Annotated in this window: 23 protein-coding genes; 2 read left to right on the top strand and 21 right to left on the bottom strand. The window is 58.9% G+C overall.

Annotated elements, in window-relative coordinates:
• Nucleotides 1-115: 115 nt before the first annotated feature.
• The 4 genes from OR1_RS18395 to mftA form a co-directional block, all read right to left on the bottom strand.
• Nucleotides 116-2,077 (bottom strand): mycofactocin system FadH/OYE family oxidoreductase 2, encoded by a 1,962-nt coding sequence (locus OR1_RS18395; RefSeq protein WP_041974110.1) that lies wholly within the window; start codon nt 2,075-2,077, stop codon nt 116-118.
• A 68-nt stretch (nt 2,078-2,145) separates the two neighbouring features.
• Nucleotides 2,146-3,189: a mycofactocin radical SAM maturase gene (gene mftC, locus OR1_RS18400; RefSeq protein ID WP_041974112.1), complete on the bottom strand. Its 1,044-nt coding sequence runs from the start codon at nt 3,187-3,189 to the stop codon at nt 2,146-2,148.
• Nucleotides 3,179-3,433, bottom strand: a complete 255-nt coding sequence (mftB, locus tag OR1_RS18405; RefSeq protein WP_041974114.1) for a mycofactocin biosynthesis chaperone MftB — start codon at nt 3,431-3,433, stop codon at nt 3,179-3,181. Before mftB ends, mftC begins: the two co-directional genes overlap by 11 nt.
• 1 nt (nt 3,434) lies before the next feature.
• Nucleotides 3,435-3,542: a variant-type mycofactocin precursor gene (mftA, locus tag OR1_RS21810; protein ID WP_082003034.1), complete on the bottom strand. Its 108-nt coding sequence runs from the start codon at nt 3,540-3,542 to the stop codon at nt 3,435-3,437.
• A gap of 349 nt (nt 3,543-3,891) precedes the next feature.
• Here mftA and OR1_RS18410 point away from each other — a divergent pair, with 349 nt between their 5' ends.
• A complete protein-coding gene (locus tag OR1_RS18410) occupies nt 3,892-4,395 on the top strand; it encodes an NUDIX domain-containing protein (RefSeq protein WP_041974116.1) in 504 nt (167 codons plus the stop codon).
• Between the two features lie 14 nt (nt 4,396-4,409).
• Here OR1_RS18410 and OR1_RS18415 read toward each other — a convergent pair whose 3' ends face one another.
• Both OR1_RS18415 and ercA read right to left on the bottom strand, forming a co-directional pair.
• Entirely contained in the window at nt 4,410-6,050 is a 1,641-nt protein-coding gene (locus OR1_RS18415) for an ATP-binding protein (protein WP_041974118.1), read from the bottom strand.
• Nucleotides 6,034-7,194: an alcohol dehydrogenase-like regulatory protein ErcA gene (ercA, locus tag OR1_RS18420; RefSeq protein WP_041974171.1), complete on the bottom strand. Its 1,161-nt coding sequence runs from the start codon at nt 7,192-7,194 to the stop codon at nt 6,034-6,036. Before ercA ends, OR1_RS18415 begins: the two co-directional genes overlap by 17 nt.
• A gap of 261 nt (nt 7,195-7,455) precedes the next feature.
• Between ercA and OR1_RS18425 the strand changes: the two genes are divergently transcribed.
• Complete coding sequence (locus tag OR1_RS18425; RefSeq protein ID WP_041974119.1) at nt 7,456-8,670, top strand: MFS transporter; 1,215 nt, start codon at nt 7,456-7,458, stop codon at nt 8,668-8,670.
• Here the strand turns inward: OR1_RS18425 and OR1_RS21160 are convergent, their stop codons facing one another.
• From OR1_RS21160 to OR1_RS18500, 15 genes are all read right to left on the bottom strand, one after another.
• Nucleotides 8,671-9,153: a cytochrome c3 family protein gene (locus OR1_RS21160; RefSeq protein WP_052440650.1), complete on the bottom strand. Its 483-nt coding sequence runs from the start codon at nt 9,151-9,153 to the stop codon at nt 8,671-8,673.
• A 356-nt stretch (nt 9,154-9,509) separates the two neighbouring features.
• Nucleotides 9,510-9,950, bottom strand: a complete 441-nt coding sequence (locus OR1_RS18435) for an isochorismatase family protein (protein WP_052440652.1) — start codon at nt 9,948-9,950, stop codon at nt 9,510-9,512.
• A 170-nt stretch (nt 9,951-10,120) separates the two neighbouring features.
• A complete protein-coding gene (locus OR1_RS18440) occupies nt 10,121-11,488 on the bottom strand; it encodes a methyl-accepting chemotaxis protein (protein WP_052440655.1) in 1,368 nt (455 codons plus the stop codon).
• A 254-nt stretch (nt 11,489-11,742) separates the two neighbouring features.
• On the bottom strand, nt 11,743-12,408 hold the full coding sequence (locus OR1_RS18445; protein WP_041974177.1) for a response regulator transcription factor: 666 nt from the start codon (nt 12,406-12,408) through the stop codon (nt 11,743-11,745).
• On the bottom strand, nt 12,405-13,553 hold the full coding sequence (locus OR1_RS18450; RefSeq protein ID WP_041974121.1) for a glycerol dehydrogenase: 1,149 nt from the start codon (nt 13,551-13,553) through the stop codon (nt 12,405-12,407). Before OR1_RS18450 ends, OR1_RS18445 begins: the two co-directional genes overlap by 4 nt.
• Nucleotides 13,554-13,581: 28 nt before the next feature.
• Nucleotides 13,582-13,818, bottom strand: a complete 237-nt coding sequence (locus OR1_RS21815; protein ID WP_082003036.1) for a hypothetical protein — start codon at nt 13,816-13,818, stop codon at nt 13,582-13,584.
• 57 nt (nt 13,819-13,875) lie between these two features.
• On the bottom strand, nt 13,876-15,789 hold the full coding sequence (locus OR1_RS18460) for a PAS domain S-box protein (RefSeq protein WP_041974125.1): 1,914 nt from the start codon (nt 15,787-15,789) through the stop codon (nt 13,876-13,878).
• Between the two features lie 44 nt (nt 15,790-15,833).
• Nucleotides 15,834-17,270: a VWA domain-containing protein gene (locus OR1_RS18465; RefSeq protein ID WP_041974127.1), complete on the bottom strand. Its 1,437-nt coding sequence runs from the start codon at nt 17,268-17,270 to the stop codon at nt 15,834-15,836.
• A gap of 2 nt (nt 17,271-17,272) precedes the next feature.
• Entirely contained in the window at nt 17,273-18,175 is a 903-nt protein-coding gene (locus tag OR1_RS18470; protein ID WP_041974179.1) for a MoxR family ATPase, read from the bottom strand.
• A 247-nt stretch (nt 18,176-18,422) separates the two neighbouring features.
• On the bottom strand, nt 18,423-19,628 hold the full coding sequence (locus OR1_RS18475) for an iron-containing alcohol dehydrogenase family protein (RefSeq protein ID WP_041974129.1): 1,206 nt from the start codon (nt 19,626-19,628) through the stop codon (nt 18,423-18,425).
• 894 nt (nt 19,629-20,522) lie between these two features.
• Nucleotides 20,523-20,957: an MOSC domain-containing protein gene (locus OR1_RS18480; RefSeq protein WP_041974131.1), complete on the bottom strand. Its 435-nt coding sequence runs from the start codon at nt 20,955-20,957 to the stop codon at nt 20,523-20,525.
• A 17-nt stretch (nt 20,958-20,974) separates the two neighbouring features.
• Complete coding sequence (gene moaA, locus OR1_RS18485; protein WP_041974133.1) at nt 20,975-21,952, bottom strand: GTP 3',8-cyclase MoaA; 978 nt, start codon at nt 21,950-21,952, stop codon at nt 20,975-20,977.
• A gap of 21 nt (nt 21,953-21,973) precedes the next feature.
• Nucleotides 21,974-23,347, bottom strand: a complete 1,374-nt coding sequence (locus OR1_RS18490) for a sigma-54 dependent transcriptional regulator (protein WP_041974135.1) — start codon at nt 23,345-23,347, stop codon at nt 21,974-21,976.
• Nucleotides 23,335-24,543 (bottom strand): nitrogen regulation protein NR(II), encoded by a 1,209-nt coding sequence (locus OR1_RS18495; protein ID WP_041974138.1) that lies wholly within the window; start codon nt 24,541-24,543, stop codon nt 23,335-23,337. Before OR1_RS18495 ends, OR1_RS18490 begins: the two co-directional genes overlap by 13 nt.
• Nucleotide 24,544: 1 nt before the next feature.
• Nucleotides 24,545-25,708: an iron-containing alcohol dehydrogenase gene (locus OR1_RS18500; RefSeq protein WP_041974141.1), complete on the bottom strand. Its 1,164-nt coding sequence runs from the start codon at nt 25,706-25,708 to the stop codon at nt 24,545-24,547.
• Between the last annotated feature and the right edge of the window lie 327 nt (nt 25,709-26,035).

Genomic DNA, 26,035 nt, shown 5'->3' on the forward strand with positions numbered 1-26,035 from the left:
GCCATTTCCGTAAAGACCGCCAGTCGCGAGGCATAGGAGAGAAGCCCCCGGCCGGTCTCTTCCAGCTGACCTTCAGGCAGATCGACAAAAGCGAGGATTTGTCCGCTCGTCCCCATCAGATCTCCCTCCCGATCTTGTGCCCTTCCCAGATTGCCATATCGACCTTGCGCGGGGCCACTGCGTCGCCAACCCGGTACAGCTCCTGCACCTTGCCTTTCAGGCTCTGGTACAGGGCGTCGTCAACCCGCTGGCCCATGGCCAGGACCACGGAATCAAACGGCCCCCACTCGTCCCAGGCATTGGAATAGACGTTGAATCCCTTGATGGTCTTGGCACCTGCTTCGCCCCCTACCTCCATCACCGCGATATCCGGGGTGAAGGTGACCCCTTTCTGCAGCAACCGCTGCCGAGTCAGATAGAGGTCCTGGGTCGGACCGAGCTCGGCGCCGATGAACAGGCTGGCGGTGATCATGTGCACCTTTTTCCCATGTATTGCCAGGTACTCGGCAGTGGCTGTGGCCCGCTGGTGGCCGTCGTAATCGATGAGGCAGACGTTCTGTCCTAGCTCCGCCTGATTGTTCAGCACCTGCCAGACATTGAAGATCGCCGGCCCCTCGGCGCCGGGCACCGGCTGTTCCTTGGGGATACTGCCGGTGGCCACGATCACCACGTCCGGCTTTTCCGCCAGCAGCTGCTCGGCAGTCACCTCGACCCCCAGTTTCACCTTGGCGCCCGCCTTGTCCACCTGGTCTTTTTCGTTCCGGATGATGACGCCGAACTCGTCGCGCCCCGAACCTTTCATGGCGGTCAGCACCTGGCCGCCGAGCGTTTCGTTCCGGTCGAAGAGGGTCACGTCGTGACCCCGCCGGCCGGCCATCTTGGCGGCCCACATGCCGCCCGGCCCGCCGCCGACAACTGCGACCTTTTTCCGTACTGCGGCTTTGGTCAGTGTCCCTTCGCCCCACTCCTTCTCGCGCCCCACTGCCGGGTTCTGCACGCAGCCGAGCAGCTTGTTCATGCCGATCCGGCCGATGCACCCCTGATTGCAGGCGATGCAGTAACGGATATCGTCCATCCGCCCCTCGAACGCCTTCTTGGGCAGGAACGGGTCGCAGATCAGCCCCCGGCACATGCCGATCATGTCGGCCTGGCCGTTGGCCAGCACCTTCTCGGCCATGACCGGGTCGTTGATCCGGCCGGTACAGAAGACCGGCAGCTTGATCTTCTCGCGAATACCCGCAGCAAGCGGGATGGTGTAGCCGAGCGGAGTATGCATCGAGCCTTCCACCAGGTAAAGGTTGTAGAAGGTCGCAATGGAGAGGTCCATGAAATCGATCAGGCCGGAAGCCTCGAAACGGGCGCAGATCTCCTGGACCTGGCCGAGGTCGAGGCCGCCCGGAATCATTTCGTCGGCGCACATCCGGATGCCGATGGTGCAGTCGTTCCCCACCGCTTTGCGCACTGCTGCGATGAACTTGAGCGGCGCCCGCATCCGGTTTTCCAGGCTTCCGCCGTACTCGTCGGTCCGGAAGTTGGTGAGCGGCGACAGGAACTGGCGGGCCAGGCTGGAGTGGCCGAACTGGAGTTCGATACCGTCAAAGCCCCCTTCGCGCACATGGATGGCGCTCTTGGCAAAGTAGCGGGCCACTTCCTCGATATCCTCCGGCTCCATCGCCTTCGGCGTCTCGCGGAACAGGACGTCAGGCATCGGGCTCGGCGCCCAGACCGGCAGCCTCGATATGGAGCCGTCACCCTGCTGACCGTTGTGATTCAGCTGGGCAAAGATCTTGGCGTCGTACTGATGCACATAGTCGGTGATCTTCTTGAAACCGGGGATCACCTCCGGATGGTAGACGTCGATCAGCTTCTCGTAGGACATGTCGGTCGGGTGAACGCTCATCTCTTCGGTAATGATCAGACCGGCCCCGCCTTTGGCGCGCTCGCCCCAGTAGTACATCTGCCGCTCGCTGGGGAGATTGCCGACCGCCAGGTTGGTCAGATGCGGCTGGAAGGAGATCCGGTTCTTCACTTCGACCGTCCCCAGCTTTAGGGGGGAGAACAGATACGGGAACATCATGGTTGTGACTCCTTGAGGATGTTGATGATGCATCGTGTAAGGGCGGTTCGCGAACCGCCCTTACAAAATCACGCGGCCTTGGCCGTCTTATTACTGTCGGCGATCGAGGTCACGCAGCGCTCCAGGCACTCCGGGTCTCCGCCGTTGATGTCGTTTTTCAGATGCCAGGCCACTGCCGGGCAACCGCCGTGGCACTGGTCGAAGCGATTGCACGCTTCGCAGGAATGGATGCGAAGGGAACGAAACGATTCGTAGATCTCAGAATTGTCCCAAATCTCCCGGAAACTCTGTTCGCGCAGCGATCCGGCCTTGAACCGGTCGGTCTGCAGGAATGCGCATGGGTACATGTTGCCGGTGGGGCCGACGCAGCAGGTAAGCTTGGCCGCGCCGCACAGATTCAGGCCCAGCCCCTGTCGCTCCTGGCTGGTCAGGGAGAAGAAGCTGTCGCCGGTACGGACATCGCCGCTCTTGGCGAGCCAGTCGGAAAAGGCCAGCAACTGAGCAGGTGTCGGCCGCAACGTCTCCCAGTTGTCCGCGCCCCGGCCCGAGGGACGGAAGCGGCTGACACGGAGCGATACGCCGAGCGATTGCGCCAGTTCGTGCATGGCCGGTATTTCGTCGGCATTCTGGCCGGTAAGCACGGTATTGATACTGGTCGGGATAATTGAGGCAGCCAGCAGCTTGACCGCAGCGATCGCCTTGTCAAAGACGCCGTGGCCGCGAATGGCGTCGCAGGTCTCTCGCCTGGCGCCGTCCATGCTCACCTGGATCGCCACCAGCCGGCTCGCGGCCAGCCTGGCAACCCGCTCCGCATCGAGCATGGTGCCGTTGGTCGAGATGCAGGTCATGATGCCGCGGCTGTGGCAGGCGGCCAGGATCTCTTCGAAATCGGGGCGCATGAACGGCTCGCCGCCGCCGAAGTTGATCTGGAACACCCGCGACTGATGGAGCTGTTCCACCAGGTCGAGCGCCTCGGCCGTGGTCATCTCCCCCTTGGCCGGTTCCCCGGAGGATGAGAGACAATGGCTGCAGCGAAGGTTACAGGCCAGCGACACTTCCCAGGTCAGGTTTACCGGGGCCGAGAGCCCCTGCTCGACGTATTTATTGCTCACGGAGAAACCCCTTTTCCAGCAGTTGGTTGATAAATTTGCCCAGAGCCTGTTGCTGTCCGGTAGTCAGGCCAGCGGGAAACTCGTCCCGGCCGCGCCGGACCGAGTAGAAATCGGACGGCAGCAGGTTGCCGGTTTCGGCAAAGAGAAGTCTCGGCCCCCTGGAATCGTAAAACAGGAGACCGAACCCCTCTTGCCGGACACGGCAGGCAGGGTGCATCTGAATTCCGGCACCTGCCGCCGCCATCTTAGTAAACCCCGCAGATGCCGTCGATGGCGAGCTCTTCGACCTGAATCTCTTCCAGAATGCGCGGCTCCTCGGTGCAGGTTTCGACTACGTTGTTTTCAGTTTCCATGTTCTTCTCCTTTTCGATAGTTGTGCAGCTCTCTGCCGCACTGTTTGTTTACACGGTATTTTGCAACCCAAGTGCCAAATAATAAAACGCTGATTTATCGTTTAATTACATCACCTTGGCAAATGCATAACGTCCGGGTAATATTTCGACTGTGGCGTTTTTGGACATATTTCCTGAATGGCTAACCTCAACACCAAGGCTCGTTTGAGGAATTTCTCCCCAACGGGTAATTTCACCACATAACAATAAACCCCTGTTCTGCAATTTTGCATACAATGTCCACAACGGAACGAAAGCTGCATTACCATCACATTACGATTGAGATTGAGAACCCCTGAAAGGACTGGCCATGTACGAATCTGACTCCCACTGTTCCTGGTGCGGCGCACCGTTCCAGCAGGCAGCGGCATGGCCGCGCCACTGCCTTGAGTGCGGCAACACGACCTACCGCAACCCGATTCCGGTGGTGGTCGTACTGGTCCCGGTACCGGCAGGGATCGTGGTGATCAGGAGAAACATCGAACCGCGGAAAGGGACATTGACCCTTCCGGGGGGCTACCTGGACTGCGGGGAAACATGGCAGGAGGGTGCACAGCGCGAACTGCTGGAAGAAACCGGGATTGAGGTGAAACCGGAGGAGATAAGACTGTATGATGTCTGCAACGGGCTGGACGATACGCTGGTGATATTCGGACTGGCAACACCGCAACCGGCCGGAACGGTGCAGCCGTTTTCATCGGAAGAAACGACTGAGGTGGCGGTAATAGAGGGGCCGATAGAGCTGGGGTTTACGATGCATACGCAGGTGGTGGCGCGGTATTTCATGGAGCTGGGGAAATATGGCAGGAAGTAATGTGATGTGATGGGTCAACCATCCAGCATCTCGCGCACCTTGCGCAGCAGTTCCAGGGGCTGCACCGGTTTCATGACCAGCTCGGTCCGCTCGTCCAGCAGATCGGAATTAAGGACAAAATCCATGGTGTAGCCGCTGATGAAGAGCACCCTGGCAGCCGGGTCCTGTTGCTGGATCCGCACGCAGGCATCCTTGCCGCTCAGCCGCGGCATGATCATATCCATCAGAACCAGTTTGATGTCACCCCGATGGGCGGCGTACTTCTCCACCGCATCCAGACCGTTGATCGCAGTAAGCACCCGGTAACCGTGGCCGGTCAGGATCTCCTCGACAAGCGCCCGGACATCGGCCTCATCTTCGGCCACCAGAATGGTCTCGGTCCCACCGCGCGGCATTGGCTGGATTGCGACCGGCAGCTCAACATCGGTCGCCAGAGTCGCCAGCGGCAGGTAAAGCTTGAAGGTGGTGCCGATCCCGGGCTCGCTGTAGATGTTGACGAATCCCTTGTGCTGCTTGAGTATTCCGTAAACGATCGCCATGCCGAGCCCGGTCCCCTTCCCCGGCTCCTTGGTGGTAAAAAACGGTTCGAAGATCTTTTGCCGGGTCTTTTCGTCCATACCAACACCGGTGTCAGATACGGCAATGCAGGCGTAACGGCCGGGAGCGGCCCAATTGATTGAGCGCAGCAGCGCTGCATCAACCTCCTGCATCCCGGTCTCGATGGTGAGCACGCCCCCTTTGGGCATGGCGTCGCGGGCATTGGTGGCCAGGTTTAGCAGCACCTGCTCGATCTGGCCGCTGTCAACGTCGACCAGCAGGTCATGCGGTGTAAAGATTGTTCTGAGCTGGATATCCTCGCCGATGATCCGGCCGACGAACTCCTGGATATGCTGCACGATCTCCTTGACGTTGGCGATCCGGGTCTTCATCACCTGCTTGCGGCTGAACGTGAGCAGGTTGCCGGTCAGCTGGGCCGCCTTCTCAGACGCACTCGCAATCTTGCGCACGCTTTCCAGTTGCGGCGGCGCAAGCCCCTCCCCCCGTTGCAGCACATCGGCATACCCCATGATCACCATCAGGATATTGTTGAAGTCATGGGCAATACCCCCGGCGAGCCGGCCGATCGCCTCCATTTTCTGCGATTGCAGCAGTTGCCCTTCCAGCTGCTTCCGCTCGGTAATGTCTTCGGATATCCCGAGCAGGTACTGGGCCACTCCGGAATCGTCGAACAGCGGGATCTTCTTGGTGTACAGGATCAGGTCGTTGCCACGGCTGGTTTTTACGGTTTCTTCCCGGATTTCGACGAGTTTCCCCCGGGCCAGCACCTCGCGGTCCCGTTGCACGAAGGCTGCGGCCTGCTCGGCAGGAAAGATATCGAAATCGTTACGACCGAGCACCCCGTCACGCTTATAACCGAGCAACTCCTCGGCCGCCTTGTTGAAGATCACATACCTCAGCTCCTTCGCCTCCTTGGCGAACACTATGGCGGGGATATTGTCGACGATGTTCTTGAGAAAGCGCTCGCTCTGGTCCAGCTCGGCTAAGCGCTCTTGCAGTTCGGGGTAGTAGGTCTTGCGGAGGGAATATTCGCCGAGACCGGCCAGTTTCTGCTGCAGGGCATCCTGCTCGTCCGCTGCATCAGAGCGATTCTTCATAGACAACCTCAATGTCTCGGCGCGACGCCTTGCGCGGATTGGTCGCCATGCACGGGTCTTTCAGCGCATGATCGCTGAAGAATATGACATCGTCGCGCCCGACCCCCAAACCCTTCAGGGTCCTGACAATGCCGGCCGCGGCCTTGAGCTTCCGGACATGCAGCAACAGGGCGCGCTTCCGCTCAGCTGACACCATGCCGCGCAGATCCAGCCCCATCGCCTCGGCGATATGGTCGAAACGTTCCGGAACCGCAGAGAAATTGAACTCAATCACATGGTCGAGCAGGATCGCGTTGCATTCGCCGTGGGCAATGTCCAGAGCCCCACCCAGGCTGTGGGCCATGGCGTGGTTCGCACCGAGAATGGCGTTGGAAAAGGCCAGGCCGGCCTGCAGGCTCCCCTGCATCACCTTGGTGCGCAGGCCGAGGTCGTCAGCGGCAGTAATGGACGGCAGCAGGCTGGCGGAAAGGAGGCGGAGGGCTTCGAGGGCATGCAGATCGGTCATGGTGGACCGGGCGGTCGAGACATACGCCTCGATGGCGTGGGTCATGGCATCGAGGCCGGTGCAAGCCGCAAGATAGGGGTTCATGGAGGTCAGGGTCTCGGGGTCGATCAACGCCAGGTCCGGCACCACCGATTTGCTGATGATCGCGAACTTGAGCCGTTCCTGCGGGCTGCTGATGATGGCGAACTGGGAAACGTCCGCAGACGTGCCGCCGGTGGTCGGCACGCAGATCAGCGGCGGCATCGCGGCCCGCACCAGATCCACACCCTCGAACTCCCGGATATGCCGGTGATTCGAGCTGACGATACCGATCCCCTTGGCGCAGTCGATCGGACTGCCGCCGCCCACGGCGATCAGGGCGTTGCACCGCTCCGCCTGGAAAAACGCCACCCCGGCCATCACCTCTTCGACCTTGGGATTGGGGGTCACCCCGGTATAGAGCGCATACCCCACCCCGGCCTCTTCCAGGCTGGCAATTACTTCTGCGGTCCACCCGGCGGCCACCACACCCGGATCGGATACCACCAGCACCTTCCGGCCCCCGAGGTTCTTGGCATAGCGGCCGGCAAGGTGCCGCGAGCCGACGCCGAAGATGAATTCGGGAGCAACGAATTTCCGCAGTTCAAATACTTGGGCCATGTTGTCATCACCTTCCGTTACCGTGCCGGCCATACATCGGCAAAACAGAGTTTATTAATCTGTATTCACCGTAATTTTAAAACCTTCGTTGATCTTGATCAGCAACAGCAATAACACCATTTTAGTATACCGGATATTTGCTTTCATGACAACGTTACCAAGCAATTTACTCGGCAAATATTCATTCCCTCCTTCCCGGCGGAGCGCACGTCCATGCGGCCATGCTGGACAAAACAGGCATAGAGCGCTTATCATGGCCCCATGCCGCCAACCGTCGAATCGACCCGGAAAATCGGGCTCAACAGCAACATCGCCAAGCTGTACGCCTTCTCCTTCCTGCAGATGACCCTCTTCCCGATGGCGATCATCACCCTGTTCTGGAAGGACCGGATCGGCCTGTCGCTCACGCAGATCCTGCTGCTGCAGGGCATCCTTTCCGTGGTCATGGCGGTAATGGAATACCCATCCGGCTATGTCAGCGACCGGATCGGCTACCGGGCCGCCCTTACCATCGCCACGGTTACCGGAGTGATCGGCTGGGGGGTCTATGCCGTTGCCGGCAGCTTTTCCCATGTGCTGGCCGCCGAAATGCTGCTCGGCATCTCCCTCTCCTTTATCAGCGGCTCGGACAGCGCGCTCCTCTACGAGACCCTCAAATCCTCCGGCCGCGAGCAGGAATACGCCCGCCTCCAGGGAGGAATGAGCGGCTTCGGCCAGGCCGGCGAAGCCCTGGGAGCACTCTTTGCCGGAGCGCTCTACGCAGCAGCGCCGCTCCTGCCGTTCATCCTGCAGGTGGGTGTCTGGCTGCTCGCCTTGCTGCTCACTCGCACCCTGGTCGAACCGGCCCGCGAACCGCACCGGCCGGCCAGCCATCTGGCCGAGGCCTGGCACACGGCGCGTTACGCCTTTCTCGACAACCCGCGGCTGCGGGCCACCATCCTGCTCAACACCGTGCTCGGCATTGCCTCGTTTTATCCGGTCTGGCTGATCCAGCCCTACATGCAGCATGCCGGGGTGCCGCTCGGCTGGTTCGGCCCGATCTGGACCGGCGCCAACCTGACCGTGGCAGTCTGCGCCCTGGCGAGCCACCGGGTGCGAAGCTGGCTGGGGGAACGGGCAATGGTGCTGCTCTTTCTAGCGCTCATCTGGCTGGGGTACTGCGGATTGGGACTCAGCGGGGGGATCTGGGGGTTCCTCTGCTATTACCTGCTCACCTGCATGCGGGGGCTGCGGGGACCGATGCTGCTCGACCATGCGCAGCAGGAGAGCCCGTCAACCCACCGGGCCGGGCTGCTGTCGCTGCAGTCGCTCTGCTTCCGGCTGCTCTTCGTCTGCACCGGCCCGCTCATCGGCCGGTTGGCCGACAGTGTCGGCGTGCAACAGACCTTCCAGCTTCTCGGTTATGCTTTCCTGGTGGTGCTGCCGCCGCTCGCCTGGCTGTTCCTGCGGCAGCAGCGGCCTAAAACTGCGGGGTAATTATTTGGCGTGGCATTCAAAACAAAGCATGCTGCCATTCATGGATGCTGACAGTTGGTTCTTTTCTTTGTTTTGAAGATCGTGGCAGGAGAGGCATCCAAGTCTGCCATCAACAAACTTTATGGACGCCCTGATGTTATGGATGTTGCGATAACCGTTTTTAGTATAGGAGATGTTGTTATAATCCGCGCCGATCGGGTGACTGCCGCTGATGGTGGAATTTTCTCCGTGGGAGCGTTTCACGTCCCCACCAGGGCCCAGAGTACCATCGTGGCACGCCATGCACCCAGCCGAAATTTCATCAGGCAAGTTATCCCGCTTCTCAAAACTGATCCCCATAACCTTTTGCGTCAGGCTATTCACTTTCATCGAAAAGTTGATTCTCTCGTCGTCATCGGCATCGAGAATCTTGCTGTATTCACAAACTGCCATGGCGTTAGCCGCGCTGGCAAGGACGATTATAAAGGTTATTAGTGTTTTCATGGGTTGCACCTCTTGCCGGTATAAAGAGCACGAGTCATACCATTTTCAACCGGTTGAAATTACTAGTTGGCACCGGGCCGACTGTTCAATAAAAGAACAATATCGCCGGCAATTGATGTTTAACTTTCGTGTTTGGATTTATTCATGTGCTGCTGACGGGATATAGACACTTCAGCGCGCAGGATGACTCAAGGCAGGGAACTGTGCGATATACCGGGATTAAGGGTTACCCATGTTAATCATTTCAATCGTTGTCAGCACTGACTTATTCGAGACGCGCGGGGCGTTCACCATATTCCAGGCCACGTACTGCTCAGCATAGGTACTCTCAGCAGACATGCCATCCACGGGAACGATTACCTGCATTCCTTAAGGATCTTCTCCAGATCTGTCCCGAGGAATTTATCCGGTCCCGATGTCACAACTGGCTCATTCCCGACAGGCGCCAACTCCTTGGCAATGTCGCCAACAGTCGCACCGGCAGAGATGCTGTACACCACGAAAAGCCCCTTGGCGCGTCCCTTTGTAAGAACTGTTTGCATCTTGGGAATGGAAGCAATGCAACGGGGACGTTTATCGGCATTACAGGTCTGTTTGTTAAAATCGAGCAGCAGGAGCGCCGTCACTTTCGGGTCTATTGTCACAGATTTTAATTCCGGCGCCGGCGGCGCCTTCACTGCGTTCCATTCTTCAACAATATTCTGTGCTGACGCAGGATAGCAACACAGAACCCACGCACAACAGCAGCAGATAAAAAGTGCGCCGTGCCGGCAAACAGTATTTTGTATCCTCTTCATTATCCGCTCCTTCTGCCGTCTCGCATCATCTCCACTATCGATCCAACTGTATTTTCCCTAATATTTTCACATTTGACAATTTTCCGGGAAAAATAAGTTATTTCAAGAGCATAACTCTTTCATGGCGCTTTCAGTACGGACTCCGTACCGGCTAACCCTATTAACGCGCTTTATTTCAGGTTGTTAATGGTTTTCTTAGCGTCATGGGCCGGCACTACGGCAAAGAAGGGGAGTGTTTTGTCTGCTGAAGCGATTTGTGCCGAAGCCTTATCGATATTAATGCCCACGGATACCGGGGCATTGCCGGAATTGGATGCCGTTATGTCATAAGCCGAGCTACCCGTGTCCAGTAGCAGGCTTGCAGCAGACGCAGACTTTTTCTCACTCACCGTAAAGTCGTAACCATTTTTCTTATTGCTATCGGCCTTCTCTGTCCTCTGTTGACTCACAGCAGGTGGTTCGGTTTTCGCCCCCAACGCCTCCACTGTCTGCGCCGATTCCCGGACCCGTTCGGCAATGAGGTTCATGACCGTGACGGTCTGCTGAACCACTGCCGATCCGGTCAGGGCCGAGACATTCGCCTGTTCCGAGCTCTGCGCCGCCATGGTGCAGTTATTGGCGACCTCGTTTGAGGTGACGGCCATCTGCTCGCTCGCCACGGCAATGGTCCCGGCCTGGTTCGCCACGTCGCCGGCATTGCCGGCCATCATCTCGTAGGCGGAACTGAGCATCCCGGAGGTAGACGAGACCTGGGTGGTGGTCTGGACCAGGCGGAGAACTATGTTGTGGAATTTCTCCATAAAGGCGTTGAACGCCCGGCACATGTCGCCGACCTCATTTTTGTCCGCATAGCCGATCCGTTGGGTCAGATCGCCGGTGGCTTCGGAGGAGACCAGGATATCGTGCATCAGGTTCAGGGGGACAAAGAGCCGACGGATCAAAAACCAGGTGATGCCTGCCGCGGTTGCCAGAAAGAGGAGCGCCAGGGAAGGGATCAGGATCAGCAGGCGGTGGTAGGAGTCGAGATACTCGCTTTTCTTCACGGCCACGGCAAAGGCGCCGACCGTCTCGCCGCGCGAGTTTTTCAGCGGATCGTAAGCGGCGTAATACGGGACCCCGAGCACCTCGACCTCGCCGCGATACGGCTTGCCGTTGACAATCACCGCCTCATAGGCCGGCCCCTTAAGCTTGGTACCGAGGGCGCGGCTGCCGTCCTCTTTTACCACCGAGGTGGCGATCCGCGTCTCTTCCATGAAGATCGAGGAGACGCCGCCGCACAGCTCTTTCAGCCGGTCCGGCAGGTAATTGTCGCCATTGACCGTGTAGCTGCCGACCATGAGCCGTCCACCCTCGATCCGGACATCCATCCCCTTCTGATACAGCAGTTCCCAGAATGTCTTGAGCCTCGCCTCCTGGGAGGCGACCGCCTTTTCCTCAAGGCTCCGCTTGAAGGTGTACAGGCACAACCCGGTGATACTCGCCAGCGTTACCGCAATAATGATCACATTCACCGCGATCAGTTTGGTCCTGATATTCATCTGCTACCCCCTGACATCGTTGTCTGTAACTGCTGACGGCTGTTGTTGGGCGGATTCACACACCCTTAATGAATCGAACGCCGTTTTCATTAGTTTCGGTGGGGGCCAGCGTCTCTACATGCGTAATTTACTCGGATTCATGCGTAAATTACGGTGTCATGACCAGCCGGAACCGGGGCGCAACAATTTCTGCAAAGGTGAAGCGATGCGGGATTGGCAAGGGAGTTTTCAGGAGTGAAGCAGGGGGAAAGGTTCTAAAGAGTGGCCAGCCCGGTGCGCAGGGCGAACCTGATCAGGTCGGCGCTGCTCTTCAGCCGGAGTTTTTTCAGGCATTGCCGGCGAAAGGTATCGACGGTCTTGTTGGAGATGCCGAGCTGGAAGGCGATACCCTTGGAGCTGAGCCCTTCGGCCAGGAGTTGCAGAACCTCCCGCTCGCGCAGGGTGAGCTGCGGAAGGGGCTCAGGAGCTGCGGGACGGATGCCGGAGCTGACCAGGAGATCCGATACCCTGGGGCCGAGATAGGTGCCGCGGCCGTTGACGGTGCGTATCCCCTCGGCCAGGCAGTGACAGTCCGCCTCCTTCAGGAGATACCCCCGGGCGCCGGAGTCAAAGGCGGCCATGATCGTTTCCCGGTCGGAGTTGTCGGTCAGGACCAGCACCCTGCAGGGGAGCCCTTCGGCAACCGCCCGCCTGGTCGCGTCCAGACCGCTGAGCAGGATGAGCCTGATCTCGGTGACAATGACGTCCGGGGCCTGCTGCCGGGCCTGATCGAGCAGCGCTTCACCGTCGGCCGTATCGGCAACCACCTCGATATCCTGCTCCCGTTCGAGGAGCGACCGCACCCCCTGGCGGACTATTGTCTGGCGATCCGCGATCAGGACCTTGATCCGCGGGACTGTCCCAATATGTCTTGCTGTCATGACTGCCGCAACCATTCGTCCGTTCCGGGGTCTCTATCGGTCCGGCGCTGCCGATACCCGGTCCCCAGGGCATCGGCGGCCAGGATCGCGGCCTCGACCATGTCCGCAGTGACCGGGAACCAGGTGGAGTGAATAGTCTCTCCTTCGGCAACACTGGCTTTCGCCACCTGCCGGATATCTTCTATTGTCGGCGCCGTCAGCTCCAGGTCCGCCAGGCAGATCGGCAGGCCGACTGAATGACAGAACCCCAGCAGTTCGGCAATGGCCTCCGGCGGCCGTCCTTCCAGCACCAGCTGCACCAGCACCCCGAAAGCCACCTTTTCGCCATGAAGCTTTGCCCTGGTCGCGGCCAGGGTCGTCAGACCGTTGTGAATCGAGTGCCCGCCGGCATGGCCGCCGTTTTCCGAACTTAGCCCGCTCAGCAGCGTATTTGCCTCCACGATCGCCTCCAGCGCCGGGGTGACTGACTGTTGCTCCACTGCCAGCTTGGCGGCCACACCCCACTCCAGCAACGTTTCGTAGCAGATCCGCGCAAGGGCGCGGGTTGCCAGGGTCTGGCTGCCGCCGCCGGTCAGCTGATTGGGGGCATTGCTGCGGGCACAGCTGTCCGACTCCCAGTACGTGGCAAGGGCATCCCCCATACCGGCCACCAGGAACCGTACCGGCGCCCTGGCGATCAGTTCGGTATCCACCAGGATGCAGTCCGGGTTGCGGCGCAGCAGCAGGTAGCGCTCGAAAGAGCCGTCGTCGCAATAGATCACTGCCAGCGCCGAACAAGGGGCATCGGTGGCAACCGTTGTGGGCACCACGATGACCGGCGCCTGCAGTTCATGGGCAACGGCCTTGCCGGCATCGATGGCCGCACCGCCACCCACTGCTATGATCAGGTCGGCCCCGTGGGTCTTGGCAACTGCCACCAGCCGGTCGATTTCCGGCCGGGAAGAGGTGCCGCCGAAATATTCCTGGTGGCTGGGGATGGCTTCCACTGCCAGGCTCGGCTGAATCGCCCCGGCGCAGAGCGACAGGGCGGTCTTTCCGCCGACCAGCAATGCGCACCGCCCCAGGCGGCCCGCGTGGCCGCCGATTTCGCGCACTGCCCCGGCCCCTTGCACGTAACGTCCCGGCGAACAGAACAATCGGCTCATAAGTTACCTCCTCACCCCCCGGAAGGTCTTACCCGACGTGAGGCTTGCCGACCTCACCAAGGTCGAGTGCTCCGTGACCACCTTCAACATTGGGGGCATCGCTGCCAAGATGGGCGGCGCAGACATATTGGACGCTGTTTGCCTGTGCGCCGCAGTGGCGGCAGGTAACGGTCGGATTGTCGGAGACGCTTTTCAGACACTCTTCCTCTCCGTGCGTTTTGAGATAACAGATATGCATGTTATGTGATTCGCAAGTACAGTTCATTATTCCTCCAGAGATTGGGTTGATGCCCGGTCAGGACGCGGCAGAGTCAGAGATTGCTTATTCGTGGCGGACCGGCAGCGTTACCGTGAACTGCGACCCCTCGCCAAGCCGGCTTTCCACTTCGATCTCGCCGCCATGGCGCTTGACGATGTCGTAGGAAAGGGCCAGGCCGAGTCCGACCCCCTTCCCCACCTCCTTGGTGGTGAAAAACGGGTCCCAGATCCGGTCGATCATATCCTGGCCGATGCCGCAACCGGTGTCGCTGATCTTGATGACGATCATGGCTCCGTCATGCAACCCGGTCTGGATAGTTACCCGCCCTTTACCGGTAATCGCCTGATGGGCATTGACCAGCAGGTTCATGCAGACCTGGCGCAGGCCGGACGGATCACCCATGACCCGCGGCAACCCCTCATGCAGCTCCCTGACCACCTCGATCTGGCGGTAGGCCGACTGGTGCCGCAGCAGCTCCAGGATCTCCAGGAGGATCACGTTCACCTCCACCTGGGCAAAAGAGCCGTCCGACTTTCTGCCGAAGCTGAGCAGGTTCTCGATGATCCCTTTGCAGCGGTACGACTCCCGGACAATGACCTCCAGGTAATGGGGAAAAACATCCAGCCGGCAGTCGGTCTTCAGGGCCGGTTCATCCCGGAAGCGGCGCAATAGCGCCTCGGCGCATCCGGCAACCGAGGTGAGCGGGTTGTTGATCTCGTGGGCAATGCCGGTGGCGAGCACCCCGATGCTGGACATCTTCTCGGTCTGGATCAGGTGCATCTCCTGGAGCCTTTTCCTGGAAACGTCCCGGAAAAAGACCAGGGCACGGTTTCTTTCCCCCAATGCGTCCCGGATCGGGGTGGCGGTGATATCCACGTACTGGGTCCGCTGGCCGTCCCGCACCGAGACATGGGAGGTCTCCACCCGCTCTCCTCGCAACGCCCTTTCCACCGGGCAATCGCCCGGAAGAATAGCTGTTTCGGGATGGAACAGCTCCTGGCAGGAGCTCCCCGGTCTGATCTCCTGCGGATAGAGTTGCGGGCCGGTCAGGTTATGGTGCTGCACCCGGCCGTCTTGGTCATAGACCGTGATGCCGTCGCTGATGGAGTCGAAGATCGCCTGCAGCTCGTTGGTCTTGTTGCTCAGCTCGACCTCGGCCTGCTTGCGATCGGAAATGTCCTGGGTTGTGCCATAGAGCTTGACCACCCTGCCGGCGGAGTTCACCTGCGGCTCGACAATGGTATAGACCCAGCGCGAGCTGCCGTCGCTGAACTGGAGGCGATGCTCGATCTCGTAGCTCTTGCCGTGCTCGGTACCCAACCGGAGCTGTTCCATGACCAGATCATGGTCATCCGGATGCACCACCCCGGCAAACGCCTCCTGGGTGGTCTCTTCCCGTGTGAGCCGCATGATCCGCAGCAGTTCATCCGAGGCTTTGACATTGCCGGTGACCGGGTCGAAACTCCACGATCCCACATGGGTCATGGACTGGGCCTTGGCCAGGTTGTATTCGCTCTCGGACAGGGCGCTCTCGGCCATCTTCTTCTCGGTGATGTCCACCAGGACCGCCAGGCACTCCTCGCCCGAGGCGGTGACCATCGCCTCGATCCTTACATAGAGCGGGGCCGATTCATCGGACGATAACCGCAACCGGCAGGTCTCCTTACCGCCTCCGGAAAAGACCTTCTGCAGGAACTTGCCGAACAGGAACAGGTCCTCGTCGGCAACATACTGCTCGAACCGCCGGTTGATCAACTGCTCCGGCTCCACGCCGAGCAGCCTGACACCGAACAGGTTGACCGACTGGATCACTCCCTTCATGTCAAAGGTGAAATACCCCACCGGCGCAAAATCGTACAGCAACGCATACTTGTTGCGCGACGCCTCCAGCTCTTCGCGGGAGCGGCGCAGTTCTTCGATCTTGGTCTCAAGTTCGGCCTGGTATGCCTTGAATTCATGCAGCTGGTTCAACGTCATTTCCTCGCTTGCTGTCCGGTGCGGCGAACTAACCGCACGGAACACTACCGCCTTTTATGGTAAGGAGTCCCGTACCGGTCGCGCCATTCCTTGCTGCTCGGGCTGAACTGGGTGCAGTTGGGGCTGTCGACAGCCTTTGGCCGGTTGTAGTAGTTCAGCTCCTTGGCGGGTTCCTCGACCCTCGGTTCATGGCGATCTCTTTTCCAGGCCCGGCTGTCGTTATGGTCGAACAGGGTATGGAAAAGGTCTTCCACCAGCCGGCTCAATTCGTCCACGTCCCGGGCCGTTTCCACCCGGTCGCAGTACGATCCGTACAGATCGAGCAGGCAGTCACCGCGCTGCCAGATGTCGCGCTCCTCCGGAGTGAGCCAGAGCATGTAGCCGGCCTTCTCGCGGATCTCCTCCAGCGCCCAGTCATTGGCCTCGTTGTAATTGTTGCGGCCGTCACCGATGATGATGATAGCCGGCTTTCCCCGCATGTTCTCCAGATGCCTCTCCTTGAAACTCGCAAAGACAGCGCCGTAATCGCTGTTGTCATCTAGGTTGATGATGTCGCCCTTATCAATGGTCTCCAGCAGGCAGTTCACCGGCATGTTCCGGAGCATCGGCGTGATCTCTGCCAGCTCCTTGTTGAAGATGAAACTCCGGACATGCATCAGCCGGTTCTGCAGCGTGTGGAGCAGGAGGAGCATGAAGCGGGTGGCGTGGCTCACCGAATAGCTGACATCGCACAGAACCACGAGCCGCGGCTTCTCCTTCCGCTTGCGCCGCAGCGAGAGCAGGAACGGGACCATGCCGTGCCGGTAGTTTTTCTGGATCGTCTTGATGACATGGAGCTTGCCGCGGTTCTCCATCTCTTTCATCCGCTGCACATCCTTGCGGATCCGCACCAGCATACGGGAGACAACCTCCTGCATGTCCGCCAGCTCTTCCGGGGTAAATGGGACCACCCTGCTTTTGTTCACACCCTGATGGAAGGCAACGGTCGGAGGGCTCTGCATGTAGTAGTCGGCCGGCTCCGGGGCATTCATCTTCCCCCGATAGCCGTCCAGCTGCACCATGATCTCGGCGCCGGCAGCATCGTCGTCGCTCTCTTCCAGCCCCAGCAGGTTTTCCAGATCCTCAGCAGTGAGATCCTCATCGATGATCTGCAGCGGGTCGTCCTTTTCCCTGGTCCGATGCTCGTCGGCCTTCAACTGCTCACCTTCAACGATATGGATCATGGCGCTCAGGAACTCCGCGGGATCGAGGTCCCCCGGGTTGCTCTGGTTGCTGCTGAAGAACCAGTCAAAGACCTCTTCGAATGCCGGGATATCATTGACGTTCTTCACCAGGGTCAGCCGCAGGAGCGCTTTTACCGAACTCCGCCCCGACAGCCCGCCGATGGCCAGGGCCTGCACGGCATCCAGGCTTTCGCCCGGCGACACCCTGACCCCGCGCTCCCGCAGGGCGGTGACAAATCTGGTGATGATCCGTTCCATGGTTATCCCATCATCTGCACTGCCAGCTCCGTTACCTGCTTGAGGTCTGCCTGGTGTTTGGCGATCACTCCAACCGTGTTGGCCACCACTGCCGGGGTCAGCTGCTTGGTATGCAGGATGGAAAGCACCTGGGCCCAGTCCAGGGTCTCGGAAACGCTGGGGGGCTTGCGCAGGTTGAGCTCGCGCACCCGGCGGAGGAATTCGACCATCTGCCGGCTAAGACCTTCGCACAGCTCCGGGAACTTGGTCCGGACAATGGCCACCTCCCGGTCAAACTCGGGATAGCCGATATAGAGGTAGAGACAACGCCGCCTCAGGGCGTCGGATATCATCCTGGTGCCGTTGCTGGTAAGGATTGCCAGCGGTTTGTGCTGCGCCGCAATAACACCCAGCTCCGGAACCGAAACCTGGAAATCGCTCAGACACTCCAGCAGCAGCGCCTCGAACTCGTCTCCGGAACGGTCGATCTCGTCTATCAGCAGCAGCGACCTTTTTGGCGACAGAAAACTGCGCAGGATCGGTCGCTGTACCAGAAAATTTTGGGAAAAGAAGAGGCTTTCCTCTGCCGAGAGCCTCTCGACCGCGGCTCGGAGATCGGTCGATTCGGAGAGGTAGCTGTCGAGCTGGGTCCGGAGCAGCTGGGTGTAGAGCAGCTGCTTGCCGTATTCCCAGTCGTAGAGCGCCTTCCCCTCGTCGATCCCTTCGTAGCACTGCAGCCGGACCATGGGAAAATCGAGCACTGTTGACAAGGTCTTGGCCAGGCCGGTTTTGCCAACCCCCGGCGGTCCTTCGATCAGGATCGGCTTCTCCATCCGGAGAGCCAGGAAGACCGCGGTGGCAATGGTCTCATCCGCAATGTAGCCGCCGCTCCGGAGAAGTTCCTTTACCTGCTGTTCAGTAATCATGGTCGGCCCCTGAATTTTGTGGCTGTTATAAAAAAAATGCCGCTGGAGTCCTGGAGTTCGCTCCGGCTGCCAGCGGCCCAATGAAGGAGTATATGGCTGAACGGCAAGGTCGTCACCTGCCGGAAATGCCAGGTGCTCGCACGGTTTGGAATCAGTTGCCGATTCAATGGTTGCCCGGGAACTGGAAATCGTTTGCACCTGACCGGGAAATACGCGGGGTTCGGGAACCGAACCCCGCGCATGGGATTTACATGCAGCCTTTGAATACCGCACGCATTTCGTTGAAACCGACATCCTTCGGGTTCCCTTCGGAGCAGATATCGGCGGCGGCGAATTTGGACAGGCCGTCGAGGTCTTTTTCCTGCAGACCGAGGTCAGCAAAGCGCTGGGTGATGAACAGTTCGTCTTTGAGTTCCTGGATAGCGTCGATGAACTTCTCACCGGCTTTGTAGTCGGACAGCCCGGCAACATCGATATCGGCTGCTTTAGCCATCATCTTGAAGCGCTCGGGGCAGGCCGGCAGGTTGAAGCGACATACGTCTACGAGGGCGATGGCGTTGCAGAGACCGTGCGGCGCATCGTAGAGACCGCCCATGGCGTGAGCCATGGAGTGAACGATACCGAGGCCGGCGCTGTTGAAGCTGTAGGCAGCGGCCATTTCAGCCCAGACCATCTGCTCGACTGCCCGGTCGTTGTTACGGTTGGCAGCGGACTGACGCAGGTTCTGGAAGATTTCGGTAATTGCCCAGAGGCCCGGGCCGTAAGCGGACTGCACGCAGAGACGGGAAGCGATCGCTTCAACGGCGTGGGTCAGAGCGTCCATGCCGGTGTAGGCAACCAGTTCCTGGGTCATGCACTGGTGAATCAACGGGTCGTTGACCGACTTGCTCGGGGTGCAGTTCGGATCGAACAAAGCCATCTTGTACATCTTCTCGGTGTGGTTGATGATCGAGAAGCAGGAAACTTCCGAACCGGTACCCGAGGTGGTGTTGATGGCGAGATGCGGGATCTTGTTCTTCTTGGTTGCCTTGAAGGCGCCTTCGAAGGTGCGGACGTCCTGACCGTCGTGGCTGTAGACCAGTTTGATGGCCTTGCCGCAGTCATGCGAGCTGCCGCCGCCCAGGGTGATGATGCCGTCGAATTTGCCGGAGGCCAATACCTTGGCGCCTTCCATTACTTCATGATCTTTGGGGTTCGGGGTTGCCTTGTCGAAAACTTCGGAGGCCACGCCGGCGTGCTTGAGGACGCCCTGGATAGCTTCGACGATACCGGTGCCGCGCAGACCAGTGGTAACGATCAGGGCATTATTGATACCGAGGGCCTTGGCGTCATTGCCGACCATGGTATGGGCGCCCCAGCCGATATTTACGGAAGGATATGCGTGCTGCATCTTGATCGGGTACTCGGTTCTCTGCTGGCTGAGGGTCCGTTTTACATCTCTGAAATGTGGCATCTGTACTTCCTCCTTTTGGTGTTGTTTATAATCTGTAGTTTGAAATCACTACCTACTGCCTGTAAACGATCCAACGCCGGGCCAACATCCTAATCTCCTCTCATCACCTCCTATAACTTTGTTATAACAAGTTGTTACCCATTGCATATAACCGGTATTTTTCAGGTTCTGGCGTGTGTGCCGCGCCGATGTTCTCACCAAAAGCAAACAGAGTGCCAACGCGATTTATTCTTTAAATCAAGCTATTTACGTGCATTTTATCCAAATTTCCGCCGGCATGCCAAAACGGTGCAGGGGAATTTTGAAACATCTTTTTACTTTTTTTCGCTGTTTATCCCAATATGCCGCTATGGAGATAATCCACACTGAGGAATTTCGCCACGAGCAAGACAAACCGGCAGCCGGCTGAAATTGCGACTTCAGAGATTCAAACGATTATTTTTTTATAATATTTTGTATCCGGACAATGGGGAGGGGGAAAATCCGGGATAAGGGGCTGCAGATCAGGAAGGGTTAAAAGGACAGAGGATCGGAATATATGGCCCTGCGGACAGGACAACGATCATCGACGGCGCCGCATTTGCCGGCGACCATTGCCACACGGCGGCTCCATCGACTGCGGCAGAAATGGACACCGTTTATTGCAAGCTCACCCTTCTGTGGGAATTTGCCTCGCCAGAACATTGCCAATCGTAGATATTTTCCACATTGTTGCGATTTTACCCATTAAGAGTATCGCTGTTGCGAAGAAGGCGGCAATAACTCTATAACTAGTTGGAATAATTAAACCTGAAGAGAGGACCTGCCGCGCTGCCGCAGGGCAAAGCGCTGCTATTCGCCACGGCAAACTGTAGCATTACTCCACAGCTAATTCGATTGGCTTTCATCGGGAGTTCAGGCGAGGATTTCTATCTTGCAGCCTGGGGCAACAAAACCACCCTGCAGGACCCGGGCGAAAATCCCTTCTTTGGGCATGACGCAGTCACCGGCCTGATAGAAAATGGCGCAGCGCGTATGGCACTCTTTGCCGATCTGGGTTACTTCAAGAAGGGTTTCCCCCACTGTCAGCCGCGTCCCGACAGGGAGCGACGGCAGGTCGATACCCTGTGTAGTGATGTTTTCGGCAAAGTCGCCGGTGGTGACATCGAGCCCCAGAGCTTGCATCTTGGCGATGCTCTCCAGGGCCAGAAGACTTACCTGACGATGCCACTCCCCGGCATGGGCATCACCCGCAATGCCGTGATTCTCCCGCAGTTCGACCCGATCGACCGGGGTTTTCCGCTCCCCTTTGTTCTGACTGATACAGACCGCGACCACCTTGGCCGACATATTTCCTCCAGTCCTGCTCATCCGCCGATCGCCGCCATGGCGAACGGGGTATAATTATGCTCTTCCTCGACCAGCGCATGCTGCTTCGGTTTGCAGGCAACCACCGAACGGAGCGCAAGCTTGAGCTCCTCATGATCGCCCCGCTCCAGGTACGGTTTCAGATCAAGCCCGTCGTCGGCAAAGAGACAACCACGCACCCTTCCCGAGGCCGTGACCCGGATCCGGTTGCACTCCTCGCAGAAATGGCCGGTCACCGGGGTGATGATGCCGAAATTGCCCGTTGCGCCGTCGATCCGGAAGGTCCGGGCCGGGCCGGCCAGTCCGTCACGATCCTGGCTGGTGAAAGAATAGCGGCGGCCGACCTGTTCGAGTATCTCCCCCCCTGGGACCACCCGCGCTTCCCAGTTTTCGGAGCGTATTGCCGGCATGTATTCGATGAAACGGACTGTAAGCGGGCGGTTCAGGGTCAGGGCGACGAAATCGAGGATCTCGGCATCATTGATGCCGGCCATGACCACCATATTGATCTTGATCGGAAAACCGGCTCGTTCTGCCGCCTCGATACCGGCCAGGACCCTGTTTACGTCGGCGCCCCTGGTGATGCTTGCCAGGGTCCCGGGCTGCAGGGAATCCAGGCTGATGTTGAGCCGTTGGACGCCGGCCCGGCGCAACGGCTCGGCCATCTCGGCCAGGGCCAGGCCGTTGGTGGTCAGGACCAGCTGCCGCAGGCCGGGAATGGCCGCCAGCTGCTCCAGGAACTGGATAATCCCCTTGCGGACCAGCGGTTCGCCGCCGGTCACCCTGATCTTCTCGATACCGTTGGCCACGGCAGCCCTGGCAACCTGCAGCAGCTCCTCGTAGCTGAGTATTTCGTTGTGCCCCAGCAGCCGGATCCCATCGCTCGGCATGCAATAGATGCAGCGCATGTTGCAGCGGTCGGTCACGGATAACCGAAGGTAATTGATTTTCCTGCCGTATCCGTCAGTCAGATCCATAACAGCCCCCGGGGATGACAGTCATACCTCAAGCCCGTACCTTTCCAGCTTGGTATAAAGGGTCTTGCGGTCAATTTCCAGCGCCTTGGCAGCCCTGCTCTTGTTCCGGTCCACCTTTTCCAGCACCCGCTGGATATGATCGCGTTCCACAACCCAGAGCGGCATGATCTGCACCTCGTTCACTGTCGTGGCTACCGGTGCAGGGATATTCTTGGGGGGCGCAAACGGGAGCAGATCCGAGGAGATCAGCGGTTCGGACGCCAGGATGCTGGCACGGCGGATGGTGTTGCGCAGTTCGCGGACATTTCCGGGCCAGGAATAGGCGCAGAGTGATGCCATGGCTTCATCGGTAATTTCCCAGTTGTCCGAGCCGCTTTCATTGGCCGATTTAAGAAAATAGTAGGAAAGCGGGATGATATCCTCAGGCCGCTCCCGCAGCGGGGGTATGAAGATCGACAGCAGGTTGATCCGGTGGAACAGGTCTTCCCGGAACTCCCCTTTGGCCACGCACTCTTCGAGCTTTTTATTGGAGGCAAAGACAAAGCGCACGTTGACGCTGATGTCGTGGTTCCCCCCCAAGCGTCGGAAGGTGCCGGTCTCAAGGATCCGTAGCAGCTTTACCTGAACATCCAGCGGCATCTCCGAGATCTCGTCCATGAACAGGGTGCCGTTGTCGGCCAGCTCGAACAGCCCGGCCCGCCCTTTATTGGCGCCGGTAAAGGCACCCTGGACATGGCCGAACAGCTCGCTTTCGGCGGTATTCACATTAAGACGGCCGCAGTTGACCGTGACAAAGGCCTTGCTGGCCCTGCGGCTGGCATCGTGCACGGCACGGGCAAACAGCTCCTTGCCGGCGCCGCTCTCGCCGCAGATCAACACATGTTCGTCGGTCGGGCCATAGCGCCTGACGTTTTCCAGCACCTTCTGAATCGCCGGGCTCTTGCCGACGATCCGATGCTGGTCGAGCTTGCTGATCTCCAGCTTGAGGTTGATGTTTTCGTAACGAAGCCGGTTTTTTTCGTACGCCTTTTCGATCACCATCTCCAGCTCATCCAGTTTGACCGGCTTGGTGAGGTAATCGTAGGCCCCCTGCTTGATGCATTCAACCGCAGTTTCGATGGTGCCGTGGCCGGTAAAGACCACGATCTCCGGGAGAGTCGACTCGGCCCGCATGAGCTTGAGCACCTCCACGCCATCCATGCCCGGCATTTTCATGTCGAGCAGGACCAGGTTGTAGGCCTCCTGGCGGTATTTCTCCAGGCCGCTTTCGCCATCCGCGGCAGACTCGACCTTGTAGCCGCTCCGCACCAGCTCGATCTCCAAAAGCTCCCGCAGCGGCTTCTCATCTTCGACGATAAGTATCTTTGCCTCTTTACGCCCGGTTACGGCTGACATATGGGAAGCCTCACTGTGAATTTAGATCCTTCTCCGTGCCTGCTCTCAACAAACACCTTGCCGCCATGCATCTTGATAATATTGTACGTTACGGACAACCCCAATCCAATCCCCTTTCCCGGTTCTTTGGTCGTGAAAAACGGGTCCCAGATCTGTTCCATCATGGCGGGCGAAATCCCGCAACCATTGTCGCTGATGGTGGCGGACACGGTCCGGTCCTCGTGCTCGGCCGTGGCGATCTCGATCATCCCCGGCCCTTCGATGGACTGAAGGGCATTCATGGTGAGATTGAGAAACACCTGGCGCAACCCAGAGGCATCCCCCTTGACCATCGGCAGGTTCAGCTGCAGCAATTCCCGGATCTCGATCCTCTCGTTGCGCGCCCGGTGCCGGACCAGTTCCAGCACTTCACCCAGTATTTCATTGATATCCACCAGGCCGACCGCCCCTTCGGACTTGCGGCTGAAACTGAGCAGGCTATCGATTATCCCCTTGCAGCGGTACGACTCGCGGATGATGACGCCGAGATAATTCTTGAAATCCCGCAGCCTGGGGTCGTCGGCAAGCGCCTTATCGTCGCGGAAGCGGCGCAGCAGCGCCTCGGAATACCCGGCAACCGACGTGAGCGGGTTGTTGATCTCGTGCGCCACACCCGCGGCCAGCAGGCCGATGCTCGACAGTTTCTCCGCCTGCAGCAGTTGCAGTTCGTTAAGCCGTTTGTCGGTGACGTTGCGGATGAACACCAGCGCCCGGGTCTCTTCGTTGGCGTCCTCGATCGGGGTCGCAGTGACGTCGAAATAGCGATCATTCCCCATCCGGTCGGCAAGGCAAAATGATACCTGGGCATTCTGCCCGCTCAGCGCCAGCTCCACCGGGCAATCCGGTGACCGGTCGCGGTCGGGGTGAAAGAGCGTCTTGCAGCAACGGCCAATGGTAGTCTCCGTAGGAAACAGCTGGGGCGAAACCCGGTTGCGGTGCTGGACACATCCGCGATGATCGTAGATCACAACACTGTCGCTGATGGCGTCAAATACTGCCTGCAACTCCCCGGTCTTGATCCGCAGCTCGAGGTTGGCAGCCTCCAGTTCCTGGATCTTCTGCTTGACCTCGGAATAAAAGCCGATCTTCGAGCTTTCCAGGCCCAAAAGCCGTTCCAGATTGGGCTCATCGACCAGTGTCCGTTTGGCTTCGGCCATTTCAGTAAGCCCTCTTCAGGATGGCCAGGAGGTCCTGGGCATCTGCCTGACGCGGCGAGGTAACGATACAGACATCATTGAGCGCCTTGTTGGCAAGCTCTGGGAGATCCTCATGCCTGACGCCGATACTGCGCAGGCTGCGCGGCGCCCCGGCGGCATCGAGCATTGCCGCCACAATCTCCTGGACAATGTCGGACGCGGCGTCGGCATCCCCGTCGGTGCGGCGTCCGAGCCCCCAGGCGAGTTCCGGCAATTTTTCAGTAACCACCGGGATATCGTACTTGATGACTTCCGGCAGCAGAACGGCATTGATGCTGCCGTGATTGGCATCGTACAGGCCGCCGATCGGATGCGCCAGGGCATGAACGATCCCGAGCAGTGAGTTGGAAAAAGCCATTCCTGCATGCAGGCTGGCTCGCGCCAGATTTTCCAGATCCTGGGGCCGCCGCTCCTTGACCGCCTCAACCATGCTTTGCGAAACCAGCCGTAACGCCTTGATGGCGTGAACATCGGTGAGCGAGGTGGAAGCCACGGAAAAGAACGCCTCCAGCGCATGGCTCAGGGCATCGGTGGCGGTAGTGCAGACGAATTCGTCCGGCAGAGTTTCCAGGGTATCCGGATCGGTCAGGCTGATGTCCGGTGCAACGCAGCGGCTCATGATGGTCAGCTTGCACCGTTGTTCGGTGTCGTTGATGATGGCAAACTGGGAAACGTCCGACCCGGTTCCGCAGGTCGTCGGACAGAGCACGAGCGGCGGCAGCGGCCGGATAATCTTGTCCGGGCCGACATAATCCCGGATGCGGCCACCGTTCGACACCAGGATGGCAATCCCCTTGGCGGCATCCATGGCGCTCCCGCCACCCAGGCCGACAATGACATCGGCGCCGTGCCGGACAAATTCGAGCGCTCCGGCTTCCACTTCCAGGTCCTTTGGATTGGATGTGATGTTGTCATACAGCACCACTTCCAGACCCGCTTCCACAATGAATTTAAGCGCCCTATCCACCCACCCGGCGTTGAACAGCCCCTGATCGCTGACCAGCAGAACCTTGTGGCCGCCAAGCCTTCGGGCGCACGAACCGATCTGGTTCAAAAGCCCCCGCCCGAAAATGATTTCCGGGACTTCAAACTTGCAGTGCTGCAGATTGCTTTGCATGTTACCCATTGTGAACTGGCCTCGCTGTTGCGGGCGATATTAAATCTCGACGAGCACTGATGGCTTACAGGCGGTCGGTTCAATCAAATAAACATATCAGCAATTGTTATGCCGACACCTAACACAGTTCTATTAATTTCTACCGCAAAAAACCGTTCGACAAAACCATTCTGCTTTTCATTAGGATACTACCCCAATTTATGAAGTGTGGTGAGAAAAATATCCACATTGTAGCCATATGCTACACAATCTCACTACCCGCAAAATCCGGCTCGTAATACCGTAAACGCCTTATGGGACCGGCTTCAGCCTAATTTTAATTAGCGCCACCCCTGC

Source organism: Geobacter sp. OR-1, from assembly GCF_000813145.1.
Taxonomy (GTDB): domain Bacteria; phylum Desulfobacterota; class Desulfuromonadia; order Geobacterales; family DSM-12255; genus Geoanaerobacter.

Excerpts from the sequence above, each read along its gene's own strand:
- OR1_RS18465 (WP_041974127.1), bottom strand. The coding sequence starts at position 17,270 with ATGGAACGGATCATCACCAGATTTGTCACCGCCCTGCGGGAGCGCGGG.
- mftA (WP_082003034.1), bottom strand. The coding sequence starts at position 3,542 with ATGGAAACTGAAAACAACGTAGTCGAAACCTGCACCGAGGAGCCGCGC.
- OR1_RS21160 (WP_052440650.1), bottom strand. The coding sequence starts at position 9,153 with ATGAAAACACTAATAACCTTTATAATCGTCCTTGCCAGCGCGGCTAAC.
- OR1_RS18460 (WP_041974125.1), bottom strand. The coding sequence starts at position 15,789 with ATGACGTTGAACCAGCTGCATGAATTCAAGGCATACCAGGCCGAACTT.
- OR1_RS18435 (WP_052440652.1), bottom strand. The coding sequence starts at position 9,950 with ATGAAGAGGATACAAAATACTGTTTGCCGGCACGGCGCACTTTTTATC.
- OR1_RS18490 (WP_041974135.1), bottom strand. The coding sequence starts at position 23,347 with ATGTCAGCCGTAACCGGGCGTAAAGAGGCAAAGATACTTATCGTCGAA.
- OR1_RS18440 (WP_052440655.1), bottom strand. The coding sequence starts at position 11,488 with ATGAATATCAGGACCAAACTGATCGCGGTGAATGTGATCATTATTGCG.
- OR1_RS18500 (WP_041974141.1), bottom strand. The coding sequence starts at position 25,708 with ATGGGTAACATGCAAAGCAATCTGCAGCACTGCAAGTTTGAAGTCCCG.
- OR1_RS18415 (WP_041974118.1), bottom strand. The coding sequence starts at position 6,050 with ATGAAGAATCGCTCTGATGCAGCGGACGAGCAGGATGCCCTGCAGCAG.
- OR1_RS18395 (WP_041974110.1), bottom strand. The coding sequence starts at position 2,077 with ATGATGTTCCCGTATCTGTTCTCCCCCCTAAAGCTGGGGACGGTCGAA.
- OR1_RS18480 (WP_041974131.1), bottom strand. The coding sequence starts at position 20,957 with ATGTCGGCCAAGGTGGTCGCGGTCTGTATCAGTCAGAACAAAGGGGAG.
- OR1_RS18495 (WP_041974138.1), bottom strand. The coding sequence starts at position 24,543 with ATGGCCGAAGCCAAACGGACACTGGTCGATGAGCCCAATCTGGAACGG.
- OR1_RS18470 (WP_041974179.1), bottom strand. The coding sequence starts at position 18,175 with ATGATTACTGAACAGCAGGTAAAGGAACTTCTCCGGAGCGGCGGCTAC.
- mftB (WP_041974114.1), bottom strand. The coding sequence starts at position 3,433 with ATGGCGGCGGCAGGTGCCGGAATTCAGATGCACCCTGCCTGCCGTGTC.
- ercA (WP_041974171.1), bottom strand. The coding sequence starts at position 7,194 with ATGGCCCAAGTATTTGAACTGCGGAAATTCGTTGCTCCCGAATTCATC.
- OR1_RS18445 (WP_041974177.1), bottom strand. The coding sequence starts at position 12,408 with ATGACAGCAAGACATATTGGGACAGTCCCGCGGATCAAGGTCCTGATC.
- OR1_RS18450 (WP_041974121.1), bottom strand. The coding sequence starts at position 13,553 with ATGAGCCGATTGTTCTGTTCGCCGGGACGTTACGTGCAAGGGGCCGGG.
- moaA (WP_041974133.1), bottom strand. The coding sequence starts at position 21,952 with ATGGATCTGACTGACGGATACGGCAGGAAAATCAATTACCTTCGGTTA.
- OR1_RS18410 (WP_041974116.1), top strand. The coding sequence starts at position 3,892 with ATGTACGAATCTGACTCCCACTGTTCCTGGTGCGGCGCACCGTTCCAG.
- OR1_RS21815 (WP_082003036.1), bottom strand. The coding sequence starts at position 13,818 with ATGAACTGTACTTGCGAATCACATAACATGCATATCTGTTATCTCAAA.
- OR1_RS18475 (WP_041974129.1), bottom strand. The coding sequence starts at position 19,628 with ATGCCACATTTCAGAGATGTAAAACGGACCCTCAGCCAGCAGAGAACC.
- OR1_RS18425 (WP_041974119.1), top strand. The coding sequence starts at position 7,456 with ATGCCGCCAACCGTCGAATCGACCCGGAAAATCGGGCTCAACAGCAAC.